The 13,741-nt window shown below is 66.3% G+C and carries 12 protein-coding genes; 11 read left to right on the plus strand and 1 reads right to left on the minus strand.

Features of this window, described 5'->3' with window-relative positions:
* Window positions 1-266: 266 nt before the first annotated feature.
* The 4 genes from AB4Y98_RS20495 (at window position 267) to AB4Y98_RS20510 (ending at window position 4,500) form a co-directional block, all read left to right on the plus strand.
* Window positions 267-518 (plus strand): hypothetical protein, encoded by a 252-nt coding sequence (locus AB4Y98_RS20495; RefSeq protein ID WP_442245031.1) that lies wholly within the window; start codon window positions 267-269, stop codon window positions 516-518.
* A gap of 272 nt (window positions 519-790) precedes the next feature.
* Window positions 791-1,936, plus strand: a complete 1,146-nt coding sequence (mltB, locus tag AB4Y98_RS20500; protein ID WP_442245032.1) for a lytic murein transglycosylase B — start codon at window positions 791-793, stop codon at window positions 1,934-1,936.
* Window positions 1,933-3,177, plus strand: coding sequence for a septal ring lytic transglycosylase RlpA family protein (locus AB4Y98_RS20505; protein WP_367785905.1), 1,245 nt, complete (start codon window positions 1,933-1,935; stop codon window positions 3,175-3,177). Before mltB ends, AB4Y98_RS20505 begins: the two co-directional genes overlap by 4 nt.
* A gap of 102 nt (window positions 3,178-3,279) precedes the next feature.
* Window positions 3,280-4,500: a D-alanyl-D-alanine carboxypeptidase family protein gene (locus AB4Y98_RS20510; RefSeq protein WP_099820912.1), complete on the plus strand. Its 1,221-nt coding sequence runs from the start codon at window positions 3,280-3,282 to the stop codon at window positions 4,498-4,500.
* A gap of 210 nt (window positions 4,501-4,710) precedes the next feature.
* Here AB4Y98_RS20510 and AB4Y98_RS20515 read toward each other — a convergent pair whose 3' ends face one another.
* On the minus strand, window positions 4,711-5,769 hold the full coding sequence (locus tag AB4Y98_RS20515; protein ID WP_442245033.1) for a lipid A deacylase LpxR family protein: 1,059 nt from the start codon (window positions 5,767-5,769) through the stop codon (window positions 4,711-4,713).
* A 295-nt stretch (window positions 5,770-6,064) separates the two neighbouring features.
* On the opposite strand from AB4Y98_RS20515, the gene AB4Y98_RS20520 reads away from it, so the two are divergent.
* The 7 genes from AB4Y98_RS20520 to gnd all read left to right on the plus strand — a co-directional run bounded on the left by AB4Y98_RS20520 (window position 6,065) and on the right by gnd (window position 13,504).
* Window positions 6,065-6,343 (plus strand): YbeD family protein, encoded by a 279-nt coding sequence (locus AB4Y98_RS20520; protein ID WP_025878705.1) that lies wholly within the window; start codon window positions 6,065-6,067, stop codon window positions 6,341-6,343.
* A gap of 56 nt (window positions 6,344-6,399) precedes the next feature.
* Window positions 6,400-7,044 carry a lipoyl(octanoyl) transferase LipB gene (gene lipB, locus AB4Y98_RS20525; protein WP_442245036.1) on the plus strand — a complete coding sequence of 215 codons (645 nt, stop codon included), beginning with the start codon at window positions 6,400-6,402 and terminating at the stop codon, window positions 7,042-7,044.
* A gap of 17 nt (window positions 7,045-7,061) precedes the next feature.
* The gene (lipA, locus tag AB4Y98_RS20530) at window positions 7,062-8,072 is read left to right on the plus strand and encodes a lipoyl synthase (protein WP_223496596.1); all 1,011 of its coding nucleotides are present in this window, start codon (window positions 7,062-7,064) and stop codon (window positions 8,070-8,072) included.
* 289 nt (window positions 8,073-8,361) lie between these two features.
* Window positions 8,362-10,539 (plus strand): carboxy terminal-processing peptidase, encoded by a 2,178-nt coding sequence (locus AB4Y98_RS20535; RefSeq protein ID WP_442245034.1) that lies wholly within the window; start codon window positions 8,362-8,364, stop codon window positions 10,537-10,539.
* Window positions 10,540-10,714: 175 nt separating this feature from the next.
* Window positions 10,715-11,332 carry a DUF2242 domain-containing protein gene (locus tag AB4Y98_RS20540; protein ID WP_442245035.1) on the plus strand — a complete coding sequence of 206 codons (618 nt, stop codon included), beginning with the start codon at window positions 10,715-10,717 and terminating at the stop codon, window positions 11,330-11,332.
* Window positions 11,333-11,349: 17 nt separating this feature from the next.
* Complete coding sequence (locus AB4Y98_RS20545; protein WP_442245037.1) at window positions 11,350-12,588, plus strand: hypothetical protein; 1,239 nt, start codon at window positions 11,350-11,352, stop codon at window positions 12,586-12,588.
* Window positions 12,589-12,598: 10 nt separating this feature from the next.
* A complete protein-coding gene (gene gnd, locus AB4Y98_RS20550) occupies window positions 12,599-13,504 on the plus strand; it encodes a phosphogluconate dehydrogenase (NAD(+)-dependent, decarboxylating) (RefSeq protein ID WP_176019582.1) in 906 nt (301 codons plus the stop codon).
* Window positions 13,505-13,741 lie beyond the last annotated feature (237 nt).

Consider the following 13,741-nt stretch of genomic DNA (forward strand, 5'->3'; position numbering starts at 1 on the left):
GGGACGCCGTGAACCCATCCCTGGGGGCTTGGCCGCGGCATCCATGCCGCGGACACCCCGCACTACCCACCCGCCCGGCCGCTGACAGGTTCCTGCAGCGCCCACCCACGCAAGAAGAAAAAAAGATCAAAAGCAAAAGCAGCATGGCCGGTTGCCCACACTTCCTGTGGAGCCGAGCCCACGCTCAGCTCAGAGCGAAGCGACCCGCTGTTGCTCTTCCTTCTTCTTTTTCGTGGGTGGACGCCCCAGGAACCCGGCCAACCCTCATGAATCGCTCTGCGCTCACCCACGAGGGGCTGCGCCGTTCGCCGACCTTCGCCGCCGATGCGCGCATGAATCTGCGCACGCGCATTTCTGTAATCGTTCCCACTCCACCGCACAGCAGCATGGCCGCTGACGAAGTTCCATTAAAAGTGGGCGCCAATTCACATTTTGACGCCGCGTTGATCCTGATCAATGGACTTGTCGCAATCGGCCTGCACAATGGCGGCCCGTTCGGCATGGCGCGCCGTCTTTGATGCAGCGCGAGGGGCGTCGGATGGGAAAGCAGTACTGATCCAACAGGTACAAGGAGCGCGGAGCACTGCCACTGGGGAGCGGCAGCCGCGCAGGTACCGACCGGGTCCGGCGGCCGGTTGCGTCTGCGGGGATGGGGACGCAACCGGCAACCTCTGCCTGAATGGGGCAGGTCAATCACAACGCCTTCACATTTCGCGCTGAACGCGAGCAAATCGTTGTGATTCATGGTGTTAGGGGTTTTAATTCATCCATGACCTGCTAACCTGCGGTGATGATTCGACGTTCTCTGGCCTGCATGCTCACCCTCGGCCTGGTCGCCTGCGCGACCCAGCCGACGTCCCCACCGACTTCGCCCCAGGCCAGCAGTACGCCGCGCCACCCGGCGGCCAAGCCTCAGGGCCCGGCCGAAGCCGCGCCGGAAGCGGCAGCCGCTACGGCTGCGCCGGTCGATCTCACCCCGGTGCCGTTCGAAACCGCGCGCGCCAGATTCATTGCCGACACCGCCAAGCGTTACGGCCTGAAGCCTGACGAGATCCGCAACGTGCTCGACCAGGCGCAGGTGCGCCAGCCGATCATCGCCGCCATGTCGCGGCCGGCCGAGCGGGTCAAGCCGTGGAACGAATACCGGCCGATGTTCATCAGCAAGGCGCGTATCGATGGCGGCAAGGCGTTTCTTGCCCAGCATCGCGCTGAACTGGACCGTGTGCAGCAGCGCACCGGTGTACCGGCTGAAGTGATCGTGGCGATCATCGGCGTGGAAACCAGCTACGGAAAGAATGCCGGCAGCCATCGCGTGCTCGATGCGCTGTATACGCTGGCCTTCTATTACCCGCGCAGTGGTGACCCGGCCAAGCTGGAACGCGAAGTGCGCCGCGAGCTGTTCTTCCGCGATGAACTGGCCAAGCTGTTCGAGCTCGGTCGCGAGGAAAAGCTGGACATCACCACGCTCAAGGGCAGCTATGCCGGCGCGATGGGCATGGGCCAGTTCATGCCCTCCAGCTATCTGGATTACGCGGTGGACGGCAACGGCGATGGCCGCCGTGACCTGTTCACCAGCTACGACGACGTGTTCTCCTCCATCGCCAACTACTTCGTGAAGAAGGGCGGTTGGGTGCGCGGCGGCCAGGTCGCCGTGCCGGCCACGCTCGCCGCCGGCCGCGAAGAGTTCAACCCGACCGAGTGGACGCCCACCTGGTCGCTGTCCGATCTGGCCCAGCGCGGCTACCAGCCGAGCGCACCGGTGCAGCCGGGCGCCACCGCCACCCCCATCACGCTTGAAGGCAGCACCGGCAAGCAGTACTGGCTGGGCTTCCAGAACTACTACGCGATCACCCGTTACAACCTCTCGAAAATGTACGCGATGGCCGTGTTCCAGTTGTCGCAGGCCATTGCCGGACAGGAGCTGCCCCCGGCATGAACATCAGATGGCTGGTCCCTGGATTGATCGTCCTCGCGCTGGCCGCCTGCAGCAGCGCGCCGAAGAAGCCGGCGACCGCCGGCCACGGTGGCAAGCCGTCCGGCACGGTGGTGCAGGGCAAGGGCGGGCGTCCGGCGCATTGTCCGGAGGGTTCGCCGTACGCGGCCGCCACCGAGGACCTGTCCACCCGTGGCAACTACACCGCTGGCGGCCTGTACAAGCCCGGCGTGAAAGACACCACGCCCAGTTACGTGCCCAACGTAGCCTGCATTCCCGAGCCGCTGGTCACCAATGAAGACCGCTCGGCGATCGGCAACAAATCGCCCTACGTGGTGCTGGGCAAGCAGTACAAGGTGCTCGACGACACCCGCAACTACGTTGAACGTGGCACCGCTTCGTATTACGGCGCCAAGTTCCACGGCCGCCTGACCTCCAACCGCGAGGTCTACGACATGTACCAGTTCACCGCCGCGCACAAGACCTTGCCGCTGCCCAGCTTCGCCCGCGTGACCAACCTGGACAACGGCGAATCGGTGATCGTGCGCGTCAATGATCGTGGTCCGTTCCACGATGGCCGCGTGGTCGATCTCAGCTATGCCGCCGCCGTGCGCCTGGGCATCACCCAGCGCGGTACCGGCAACGTGGAAGTGCGCGCGGTGCAGCCGGGTGAAACCAACCTGATGGCGCAGAAGCCGTCGCGCCGTGAGCGCCGTGCTGCTGAAGCGGCGGCGGCCACCGCTGCCGTCGCCAGCGCGCGCCCTGCACCCGCCGCTCGTGCGGTTGCCGACAGTGACATCGATCGCCTGGTCAACCGCCTGCCTGCCGATGGAGCGCCAGCGCGTGGCCAGCCGGCCACCACCCAGGCCGCCGTCAGCACGATGCCGGAGGTGGCGGTCAGCAGCCTGCCGCCCAGCGCGCCCGCGCCGCGTCCCGCCGCGCCGGTCGTGGCTACCGCCGTGCCACGCAGCCCGGCCTCGACCAGCAGCCCCAGCCTGTCGCAGAAGGTGGTGGGCGCAGTGATGCTGCAGGTCGCCAGCTTCTCCAACCGCGACAACGCCAACCGGGCGATGGGCCAGCTCAACGCTGCCGGCATCGTCGGTGCCACCATCAGCGACATCGCTGCCGGTGGTCGTACCCTGTGGCGTCTGCGGGTTCCCGCCAGCGACCATGCCAGCGCGGCGGAACTTGCCGGGCGCATCTCGGGTCTGGGCTTTGGCTCGCCACAGATCGTCAAGGACTGATTCCGCCCGGGCCGGTGCTGCCGGCCCTTGCCACCCCGGCCTTACAATGGCCACCTTGTCCCATCCTTCATTTTCCGGCCGTCCCCTGGAGCCTGCTGTCCCATGAATTTCCGTTCCGCCGCCACTGCCCTGGCCGCCACCCTGGTGGTGGGCCTGGCCTCCGCCCAGACGCCGCTGCCGACCCCGGCCACCCCGACGCCTGCCGCTGCCGCTGCTGCCCCCGCCACCGTGGCCACGCCGCCGGCGCCCGCACCCAGCGTGTCCAAGGCCTGGGTGCTGATGGACTACGCCACCGGCCAGGTGCTGGCAGGCGAAAACATCAACGAACAGCTGGCCCCGGCCAGCATCACCAAGGTGATGACGTCCTACGTGATCGCCGCCGAGGTCAAGAACGGCAAGGTCCGTCCGGACGACCAGGTGATGATGAGCGAACGCGCCTGGCGCGAAGGTGGCGCCGGCACCGATGGCAGCTACAGCGGCTTCCCGGTCAACCAGACTGCACGTCTGGAAGACATGGAAAAGGGCATGGCAATCCAGTCCGGCAATGACGCCGCGATCGCCCTGGCCGAGCACGTGGCCGGCAGCGAAGAAGCCTTCGCTTCGCTGATGAACAGCTACGCCGCCAAGATCGGCATGAAGAACTCGCACTTCGTGAACGCCCACGGCCTGACCGCCCCGGGCCACCACAGCAGCGCCTACGACCTGGCCCTGTTGGGTCGCGCGATGGTGCGTGATTACCCGGAAACCTACGCGTACAACAAGATCAAGGAATTCCAGGTCGGCACCATCAAGCAGCCGAACCGCAACCTGCTGTTGTGGCGCGATGGCAGCGTGGACGGCATCAAGACCGGCCACACCTCCGAAGCCGGTTACTGCCTGATGAGCTCGGCCCAGCGCGGTGACCAGCGTCTGGTCGCGGTGGTGCTGGGCGGCGCGTCGGAAAAGCAGCGCGCCGACGACAGCCTTGCCCTGTTGAACTGGGGCTTCCGCTTCTTCGAAACCCACCGCCTGTACGAGCCGGGCAAGGCCGTGGCCGAGCACAAGGTCTGGAAGGGCACCACCGACAAGGTGCAGCTGGGCGTGGCCCAGCCGATGCTGGTCAGCGTGCCGCGCGGTCGCTACAACGACCTGAAGCCGAGCATCGACGTGCCCAAGACCCTGGAGGCACCGTTCACCGCGGGCCAGCAGATCGGTACCGTGAAGGTCACCCTGGATGGCAAGCTGGTGGCCGAAGCGCCGCTGGTGGCGGTGGCCGCCGTCGAGCAGGCCGGCTTCTTCAAGCGCCTGTGGGACAGCTTCTGGATGTGGTGGGAATCGGAATGATCCGCAGCGTGCTGCGGTGAACGGAAAAGGCCGGCGAATGCCGGCCTTTTCTGTTTCGGTGTATCGGCATTCATGACCCCGCCCGGAGGTGGTAGTGCCGGCCGCTGGCCGGCTCCTCATGACATCGGCCGCGTGTGCAGCCAGCCGGCCAGCGGCCGGCACTACATGACCTCGTGCAGCCAGCCGCCGCCACGACCATCAGCGGATCGCTTACAGCGAGCGGCTGATGGTGAAACTGCCGAACACCGGCGACTGGCGCTGGCCATCGAATTCGCGGGTGCTGTGGTAGCGCGCCATCGCGAACTTCCAGCGGCCGCGCATCACCGCGATGCCATAACCGCCCTGGGCGACCACGTGGCGCTTGTCCACGCTGTGGCTGTTGCGGAACGTGTTGCCGTCCAGGGTGATATCGCGGATCACCCACGCCGCATCGGTGGTGGCGAACAGGTGCCACGACCAGCCGGACGGCTTGCCGCCCCGGGTCGGCGCGGTGTTCTCGCCCGCCGGGCGCAGCGGGGTGCTGCCGAAATCGTCCGGCAGCTTCCAGCCGAAGCGCACTTCGCCGCCCATGTTCGCCTTGGTTTCCAGGTTGCCGATCGAACCGCCGTAGTGGCTGATCGCATCCCAGCCCCAGCCGTCGGCATTGATGCTGGCATCACCCGGCCAGCGGCGCATGCGTTCGTGGGTCAGCATGAACACCGGTTCGTTGTGCAGCTGGTTGTCCCAGCCCTTGAACTTCTCATCGCCCAGCACGCTGTGCACGGCGTCCTGCACCTGCTTGCCCTGCGCCCACGGGCCGACCACGCCCAGCGACAGCTGGGTGGTCTGCAGACGATCGCCGCTGCGGGCGTTGAAGCCGAAGCTGACCAGCAGCACGCCGGCATACGGCCGGTCATCCTCGATCAGGTCGCTGCGGGTCGGGTCGGTGGGGGTGAAAATGCCCTGGGCCAGGCTGAAGATCATGTTCTGCTGTTCGAACCTGCCCGGGTGCAGTGCCTCCAGATGGCTGTTCACCCAGCGCGCCAAGCGCGGCAGGCAAGGGTCATCGGTGTAGTCGACCAGGTTGGGCGAGACCAGGGTCAGCTGGGCGCCGTTGGTGTAGCCCTGGTCCTGGTGGCGACCGCCGAACAGGTCGTTGTCGACGCGGAAATTGACCTGCGGCGGATGCTCGCGCATCGCGTCCGGGCCGCATTGCTCGGCTGCGTAGGCGGAAAGGGGGAGGGCGGTGGCCAGCAGGCCGGACAATCCAAAGGATGCGAGGTAGCGCATGGATGGGATGATCATCGGGAAGGGGGCTTTTGTCTGTCGTTTTATGCAACGACACGGTACTCCCGGCGCTGTGATGGAACGAGCGCGCTGGGATCACTTGTCTGTTCCGAAAACAACATTGTCTGATCGATACAATCGGTTACCGCAGGTGAAGCCGCAGCGATGGGGCAGGGGCCCTGGGAGGTGGGTCCCAGCCTGAATGGATGTTCAGCTGCAACGCAGCGGCCCGCCCGCAGTGCCGCCGGTCTACATGAATACTCTTGGGTTTGTTGCCCTGCGGCCCGATAATGGGCGCATGGAAATCAAGTCCGACAACCCCGAACACGGCTTCCAGTTCCCCGGTCAGTTCGAGCTCAGCGCGATGGGCCCGGCCAACCGCGGCCTGGAGCATGAACTCCCCCGCCTGCTGCTGGCTGCTGGCGTTGACGTGGTGAACGAGCGCATCAGCTGGAAGCATTCGTCCAACGGCAAGTACGTCTCGGTGCGCCTGGTCTTCCGGGCCGAGAACCGCGATCAGTACGACGTGGCCCACCAGGCCCTGCGCGACCACCCGGAAGTGAAGTGGACGGTGTAGCCGTCAGCTGTCCTGCCGAAGCGGCTGCCCCCGAGGCGCGCCCGCCGCGCCCGGCGGTGGTGCGCGATCTGGGGCGCCAGGCCTACGAGCCGGTCTGGCATGCCATGCAGCGTTTCACCGACCAGCGCGACGACGACACGCTGGACGAGCTGTGGGTGGTCGAGCACGATCCGGTGTTTACCCTGGGCCAGGCCGGCAAGGTCGAACACGTGCTGGCGCCGGGTGAGATCCCGGTGGTCCACGTCGATCGCGGTGGCCAGGTGACCTACCACGGCCCCGGCCAGATCGTGATCTATCCGCTGCTGCGCCTGCCGCGGCTGGGCATCGGCGTGCGCGACTACGTGTGCCGCATCGAGCAGGCCATCATCGACACGCTGGCCGAGTGGAACATTGGTGCGGAACGGCTCGACGGCGCCCCGGGCGTCTATGTCGCTGGCGCCAAGATCGCCGCGCTCGGCATCCGCGTGCGCCGTGGTTGCACCTTCCATGGCCTGGCTTTCAACGTGGCCATGGACCTTGACCCTTTCCACCGCATCAACCCCTGTGGTTACGAGGGGTTGCAGGTGACCACGGTGCTAGACTTGGGCGGTCCGTCCGGGATGGACGCCGTCAAGCCGGTGCTGCTGGACCACCTGGCCCGCCAGTTCGGCCTGCTGCTGCAGCCCGTGCCTGAACTGCCTGATCTCTCTGCGGCCGCCTGACCGCCCCCGGAAACGCCATGACTGAAACCACTGCCCGCACCATTCCCCTGCAGATCGTGCAGGCCGAGCTTCCGTCCACCGCGCCCCTGCAGGCCGGGGTCAAGCAGATGGGTGGGGACAAGATCAACCGCTCGCCGGTGCAGTTTGCCGACGTGCCGGTGCTGCGCAAGCCCTCCTGGATCCGCGTGCGCATTCCTTCGGGCAATGCCGTGCAGAACCTGAAAGCCAAGCTGCGCGAGAACCGTCTGGTGACCGTGTGCGAGGAAGCCAGCTGCCCGAACATCCACGAATGCTTCGGCCACGGCACCGCTACCTTCATGATCCTCGGCGAGGTCTGCACCCGCCGCTGCTCGTTCTGCGACGTGGCACACGGCCGGCCGAAGCCGCCCGATGCCAACGAGCCGGCAAGCCTGGGCCAGACCGTGGCCGACATGGGCCTGAAGTACGTGGTGGTGACCAGCGTCGACCGCGATGATCTGCGCGACGGCGGTGCCCAGCACTTCGTCGACTGCATCACCGCCATCCGCGAGAAGTCGCCGGGCACCCGCATCGAAGTGCTGACCCCGGATTTCCGCGGCAAGGGCCGCATGGAGCGCGCGCTGGAGATCCTCGCGCAGAACCCGCCGGACGTGTTCAACCACAACATCGAAACCGTGCCGGACCTGTACCGCAACGTGCGCCCGGGTGCCGATTACCAGTGGTCGCTGAACCTGCTGAAGAACTTCAAGGCGCAGCACCCTGACGTGCCGACCAAGTCGGGCATCATGCTGGGCCTGGGCGAAGACTTCGAACAGATCAAGGCCACCATGCGCGACCTGCGTGCGCACAACGTGGACATGATCACCATCGGCCAGTACCTGCAGCCGACCGCGCATCACCACCCGGTGCTGAAGTACTGGACCCCGGACGACTACAAGGCGCTGGAAGTCTACGGTTACGAGCTGGGCTTCAGCCACGTGGCCTCCGGCCCGATGGTGCGCTCGTCGTACCACGCCGACGTGCAGGCCAAGGGCGCCGGCATTTCCTGACGCTCCGCTGGTGGGTGCGGACCGTTGGTCCGCACACCTCATCCCCGCCGGGCATGGCCCGGCGCTACCGATGGGTGCCACCACCACCGATGGGTGTCACCATCACCATGGTGGGTGCGGACCGTTGGTCCGCACGCCTTTGCCTGCATTCACAATTTGCTACACCGGCCCCGCTAGGCTGGTTTTCCACTGGAAGTGGGCGGGTGACAAACCCGGCAACTTTCGGCACTGTCGTGGTGTCTGAACACCCTGCAGTCTCCCCCTTGGCAAGGCGCCTTCGAGCACGTCAATGAAATTCAAAGCCCCCGCATTCCTGATGGCCCTGGCGCTGGTCGCGCCGCTGGCGCTCGCGGCCAAGGCCGACTCACCGGCGTTGCCGGCTGCCGCCACCGCCGATCAGGTGACCACCTCCAAGCTGGTGTACGGCCTGTTGTCCGACAGCCGCTACGCTTACCGTCCGCGTGCGCTCGATGAAGCTACCTCCAAGGATGTGTTCAAGCGCTACCTGGAGACGCTGGACGGCGGCAAGCAGTACTTCACCCAGGCCGACATCACCCGCTTCGCGCCGTTCCAGGCTGGCATTGCCAATGCCATCCGCGGCGGCGAGCTGGAGCCGGCCTTCCAGGTGTTCGCGGTCTACAAGCAGCGCGTCGGCGAGCGCGTGGCCTATGCGCGCAAGCTGCTGAAGCAGGAACCGGATTTCACCACCGACGAGCGCTTCGAGTACGACCGCAAGGACGTGCCGTGGGCAGCGTCCAACGCCGAGCTCGACGAGCTGTGGCGCAAGTCGGTGAAGAATGACTGGCTGCGACTGAAGCTGGCCGGCAAGAAGTCCGATGACATCCGCAAGACGCTGGACAAGCGTTACGCCACCCTGGAAAAGTCGGTCAACGAGCTGAAGGGCGAAGACACCTTCCAGTTCTTCATGAACGCCTACACCAGCGCGGTTGATCCGCACACCGATTACTTCACCCCGCGTACCGCCGAAAACTTCAACCAGGCAATGTCGCTGTCGCTGGAAGGCATCGGCGCGCAGCTGCAGCGCCAGGACGACGTGGTGGTGATCCGCGAGATCATCGCCGGTGGTCCGGCGGCCGTGGACGGCACGCTGAAGCCGGGCGACCGCATCGTCGGCGTCGGCCAGGGCAAGTCCGGGCTGGTGGAAGATGTGATCGGCTGGCGCATCGATGATGTCGTGGCCAAGATCCGTGGCGCCAAGGACACCCAGGTGAAGCTGGAGTTCATTCCGGCCGAAGCGGGCGTTGACGGCAAGCACCACACTCTGGTGCTGACCCGGCAGAAGGTGCGCCTGGCCGAACAGGCCGCCAAGGGCGAGACCATGACCATCCCGGCCGCCAATGGCGAGCCGGCACGCAAGGTCGGCGTGATCAAGCTGCCGACCTTCTACCAGGACTTCGAAGGCCGTCGTCGCAACGCCACCGATTACGCGTCGGCCACCCGCGACGTGGCCAAGCTGCTGGCCGGTTTCAAGACCGACAAGCTGGACGGCGTGGTGCTGGACCTGCGCAACAACGGTGGCGGTTCGCTGGATGAAGCCATCGAGCTGACCGGTCTGTTCATCGAGCAGGGTCCGGTGGTGCAGGTGCGCGAATCCGGTGGCCGTGTCACCGTCAACAGTGACCGCAACCAGGGTGTGGCATGGGACGGTCCGCTGGCCGTGCTGATCAACCGTGGTTCGGCGTCGGCGTCGGAAATCTTTGCCGGTGCCATCCAGGACTACGGCCGCGGTCTGGTCATCGGTGAAACCAGCTTCGGCAAGGGCACGGTGCAGAACATCGTTGACCTGGACCGTTGGCCGAGCGGCGAAGCCCAGCGCTTTGGCCAGGTCAAGCTGACCATCGCCCAGTTCTTCCGCATCAGCGGCAGCAGCACCCAGCACAAGGGTGTGGTACCGGACCTGGCGTTCCCGGCCAGCGTCGATGCCAGCGAGTTCGGCGAGAGCACCTACGACAACGCGCTGCCGTGGACCCGCATCGCCGCGGTGCCGCACACCCAGTACGGCAACTTCGCGCCGCTGCTGCCGAAGCTGGAAACGCGTCACGACTCGCGCATCGCCACAGACAAGGAATTCCAGTGGTGGAACGAGGACGTGGAACAGTTCCGTACTGAAGCGGCGAAGAAGTACGTTTCGCTGAATGAAGCGACCCGTCGTGCCGAGCGCGAGCGCCAGGACACCCAGCGCAAGCAGCGCCAGATCGTGCGCAAGGAACTGGGCCTGGCCCTGGACCCGCTGGCCGATGACAGCAGCGATGACGGCCTGACCGGCAACGAGCGCGACATCGTCAAGGATGCCGCCCGCGAGAAGGCCGCCGAGAAGCGTCCGGATCCGTTGCTGCGTGAATCGGCCTCGATCCTGGCCGACGCGGTGAACCTGCTCGAGGCCGACCGTCCGCTGTCGGCGCAGGTGCTGCCGCAGTCCACCGCCGCAGGCCGCTGGGCCGACTGATTGACTGAAAAAGGGGGACGGAGGGATCAAGTCGTTAGTGGCACAAACGACTTGATCCTTCCGTCCCCTTTTTGCATGAACCGGGTACAACGGTGGCGGACGGGACCGGTGTTTTCGACCCGGCGCACACGGGCAGGGGGCTACCCTCGGGGATAACGTCTTCGCAGGAGTACCCATGCGGGCCTCCCTTCTTTCTGCTTCCCTGCTGGCTGCCACCAGTGCCTTGGCATTGACCGCCTGTGGCGGTCGTGCCGCCGACAGCAGTCTGCTGCGGGAGTCCTTCGACTCCGGCGACACCTTCTCGCGCACCGTCGATGGCCGTCCGGCCGAAGCCTGCGAAGCAGCCCGGCGCACGCTGCTCAGCCAGGGCTATGCGATCGCACGCTCGGACGATGCGCAGGTGGAAGGCAACAAGAACTTCCAGCCGCGCGAGGACGACCATGAGCAGCTGGTGCTGCGTATCTCGTGCGCGCCGCGTGGCAGCCAGGCGTTGGTGTTCGTCAGCGCCGTGCAGGACCGCTATGCACTGAAGAAGAGCCCGACCTCGGCCAGTGTGGGCGTGGGCGCGCTGGGTTCGGTGTCGCTGCCGTTCGGCAGCAATGACGACTCACTGGTGAAAGTGGCCAGCAGCACGATCACCGATGCCGAGTTCTATCGGCGCTTCTTCCAGCGCCTGCAGCAGTATCTGCCGGCGGCAGCAAAAGCAGAGCCGCAACCGCAGCCGGCCGCGTCGCCGCAGCCTCCTGCCGGGCCTGAGCCCGAACCAGCGCCGGCAGCAACGGACCAGGGCTGAGCGTGCGCGGCAGGGTGTTGGCATGGGCCCTGTTGCTGGGCTGGCCCCTGAGCGCGCTGGCCGCTACGGCCGAGTGCAGCCAAGGCCTGCTGCAGCGGCTGGGATGGCGCTTTGAAACCACAGCGGTCAGCGCGCCACAGGTGCAAGGTGGGCCGGTGTGCACGCGTGCCTCGCTGGCCGAGGCGCAGGCGGCCGGTGATCTGCGCGTGCGTTGGCCGGACACGATGGCCGACACCGATCGGCAGGCCCTGTTGCAGCAGTTGCTGGATGACCCGGCCACGGTCTGCGCCTACGCCTTTGAACTGGGCGCGGCCGTACAACGGGCCACCCAGGCACTGCAGGACAATGAGACCTTCCGCTTCACCGGTGTGCAGCTGGGCTGGATCGGCTTCGGCGCACGCGGCGCCCCGGCACAGGGATGGCAGCGGGTGCGCAGCTTTGGCCGCGGCTATGTACCGGCCGCCAGCAACAGCCGCGCACTGGATGCGTTCTATACGGGCCACGTTCGCGCCGAGTGCGGCGTCGGCCGCCAAGTCGCGCAGCTGGCCACGCAGCGCGAGCTGTACGGCGATGCCGCCTTCGATGCGGAATTCGCGCCCGCCGAACTGTCCATCGGCACCTTCCTTGGCCTGCACGACACCGACAGCATCCTGCTGGGCGCGCAGGCCGGCCAGTTCCTGGCCGACGGCAAGGCCGTGCGCACGTCGGCGATGGGGCGGCAGGCCTTTGTCGGGCTGCCGGGCTTCATCGAACACGTCTTCGACAAAGGCACCTTGGACGATTTGAGCAACCAGGCCGAGAACTTCGTTGTGGTGGAGGTGGGCGAAGGCGCGGCGCAGGCACTGGCGGAGCACGGTGGCCTGGCCTGGTATGACCAACGCAACCGTGCCCTGTGGCAGCTGGCGCAGGGCATTCCGCGTGTCGGCCAACGCTATTTCGAGCGGTTGCTGTACCAACGCGATCCGGCGCTGCGTACTCAGTTGGCCCCGCGCTATCGTGACGTCGTGCAGCAGATGGACCAGTTGCTGGACGATCCGTTCTACCAGCAGTTCGTGATCTACGCGCACCCACGCGGTATACGTCCTGTCGGCTACCACATCATTCGCCTGCTCGATCGGAATCCGCGCACGCCGTTTTCCATCGACCTGGCGTTGCACAATCTGCATACCACGCTCTACCGGCGTTGGCGCGAGGCGCAGTTGCGCCACTGCGCAGCCACCGGCAGGCCAGGCAGCCTGACCCTAGACCCCAACTGAAGGTGAAACAATGGATATTGCAATGATCGGCCTCGGCCGGATGGGCGCCAACATGGCCCAGCGCCTGCACCGCGGTGGCCACCGCGTTGTCGGCTACGACCCGGGCGAGGGCGCCCGCCAGCGCGCCGCCGAGGCCGGCCTGGAGGTGGTCGATTCGCTGGCCGCCGCAGTGGCCGCGCTGCCGGTGCCGCGCGTGGTGTGGCTGATGGTGCCGGCCGGCGAAACCGTGGACCAGACGCTGGGCCAGTTGACCCCGCACCTGGCCGAAGGTGACGTCGTCATCGACGGTGGCAACTCCAACTACCAGGACTCGATCCGTCGCGCCAAGGCGCTGGCCGAAGATGACCTGGGCTACGTGGACTGCGGCACCAGCGGCGGCGTGTGGGGCCTGCAGGAAGGCTACAGCCTGATGGTGGGTGGCGATGCAGCGGTGGTCGAGCAGATCGCACCGCTGCTGCGCACGCTCGCGCCGGCCGAAGATCGTGGCTGGGCGCGCGTGGGCCCGTCCGGCGCAGGCCACTTCACCAAGATGGTCCACAACGGCATCGAGTACGGAATGATGCAGGCCTACGCCGAAGGCTTCGCACTGATGGAGCGCAAGCAGGAAATGGAACTGGACTTGGCCCAGGTGGCCGAGGTCTGGCGCCACGGCAGCGTGGTGCGTTCGTGGCTGCTGGACCTCAGTACCGAAGCACTCAAGCGCAATCCCTCGCTGGATGGCATCGCACCGTACGTGGAAGACTCCGGCGAAGGCCGCTGGACCGTCGCCGAAGCGATCGCGCTGGACGTACCTGCCCCGGTGATCACCCTTTCGCTGCTCGAACGCCTGCGTTCGCGCGAATCCAATTCGTTCACCGACCGCCTGCTGTCAGCGATGCGCAACGAATTCGGCGGCCACGCCATCAAGAAGTCGTAAGTACTGGCCGGGGTCGGATCCCTTTCCGCAGGAAAGGGCTCTGACCCCCGCGATGTCCACGCATGGCGTGGATCTACCGTCAGCCATCGCCCGTCATTGGGGTCAGAGCCCGTTGCAAAGCAACGGGATCCGACCCCGGCAGATTGCGGACAACTGTCGAAGGCGGGGTGGGTCCGGTTGCGGGGGCGTGAGCCGCATGGATGCGGCGACCGAGCTTACAGGGACGTACTTGCAGCG

It is taken from the genome of Stenotrophomonas sp. 2YAF26, assembly GCF_052114625.1.
In the GTDB taxonomy this organism is placed as follows: domain Bacteria; phylum Pseudomonadota; class Gammaproteobacteria; order Xanthomonadales; family Xanthomonadaceae; genus Stenotrophomonas; species Stenotrophomonas indicatrix.

What these genes read in the sequence shown, in the direction of transcription:
- AB4Y98_RS20515 (WP_442245033.1), bottom strand. Translation starts at nt 5,769, where the DNA reads ATGCGCTACCTCGCATCCTTTGGATTGTCCGGCCTGCTGGCCACCGCC.
- AB4Y98_RS20535 (WP_442245034.1), top strand. Translation starts at nt 8,362, where the DNA reads ATGAAATTCAAAGCCCCCGCATTCCTGATGGCCCTGGCGCTGGTCGCG.
- gnd (WP_176019582.1), top strand. Translation starts at nt 12,599, where the DNA reads ATGGATATTGCAATGATCGGCCTCGGCCGGATGGGCGCCAACATGGCC.
- AB4Y98_RS20540 (WP_442245035.1), top strand. Translation starts at nt 10,715, where the DNA reads ATGCGGGCCTCCCTTCTTTCTGCTTCCCTGCTGGCTGCCACCAGTGCC.
- AB4Y98_RS20505 (WP_367785905.1), top strand. Translation starts at nt 1,933, where the DNA reads ATGAACATCAGATGGCTGGTCCCTGGATTGATCGTCCTCGCGCTGGCC.
- lipA (WP_223496596.1), top strand. Translation starts at nt 7,062, where the DNA reads ATGACTGAAACCACTGCCCGCACCATTCCCCTGCAGATCGTGCAGGCC.
- AB4Y98_RS20510 (WP_099820912.1), top strand. Translation starts at nt 3,280, where the DNA reads ATGAATTTCCGTTCCGCCGCCACTGCCCTGGCCGCCACCCTGGTGGTG.
- mltB (WP_442245032.1), top strand. Translation starts at nt 791, where the DNA reads ATGATTCGACGTTCTCTGGCCTGCATGCTCACCCTCGGCCTGGTCGCC.
- AB4Y98_RS20520 (WP_025878705.1), top strand. Translation starts at nt 6,065, where the DNA reads ATGGAAATCAAGTCCGACAACCCCGAACACGGCTTCCAGTTCCCCGGT.
- AB4Y98_RS20495 (WP_442245031.1), top strand. Translation starts at nt 267, where the DNA reads ATGAATCGCTCTGCGCTCACCCACGAGGGGCTGCGCCGTTCGCCGACC.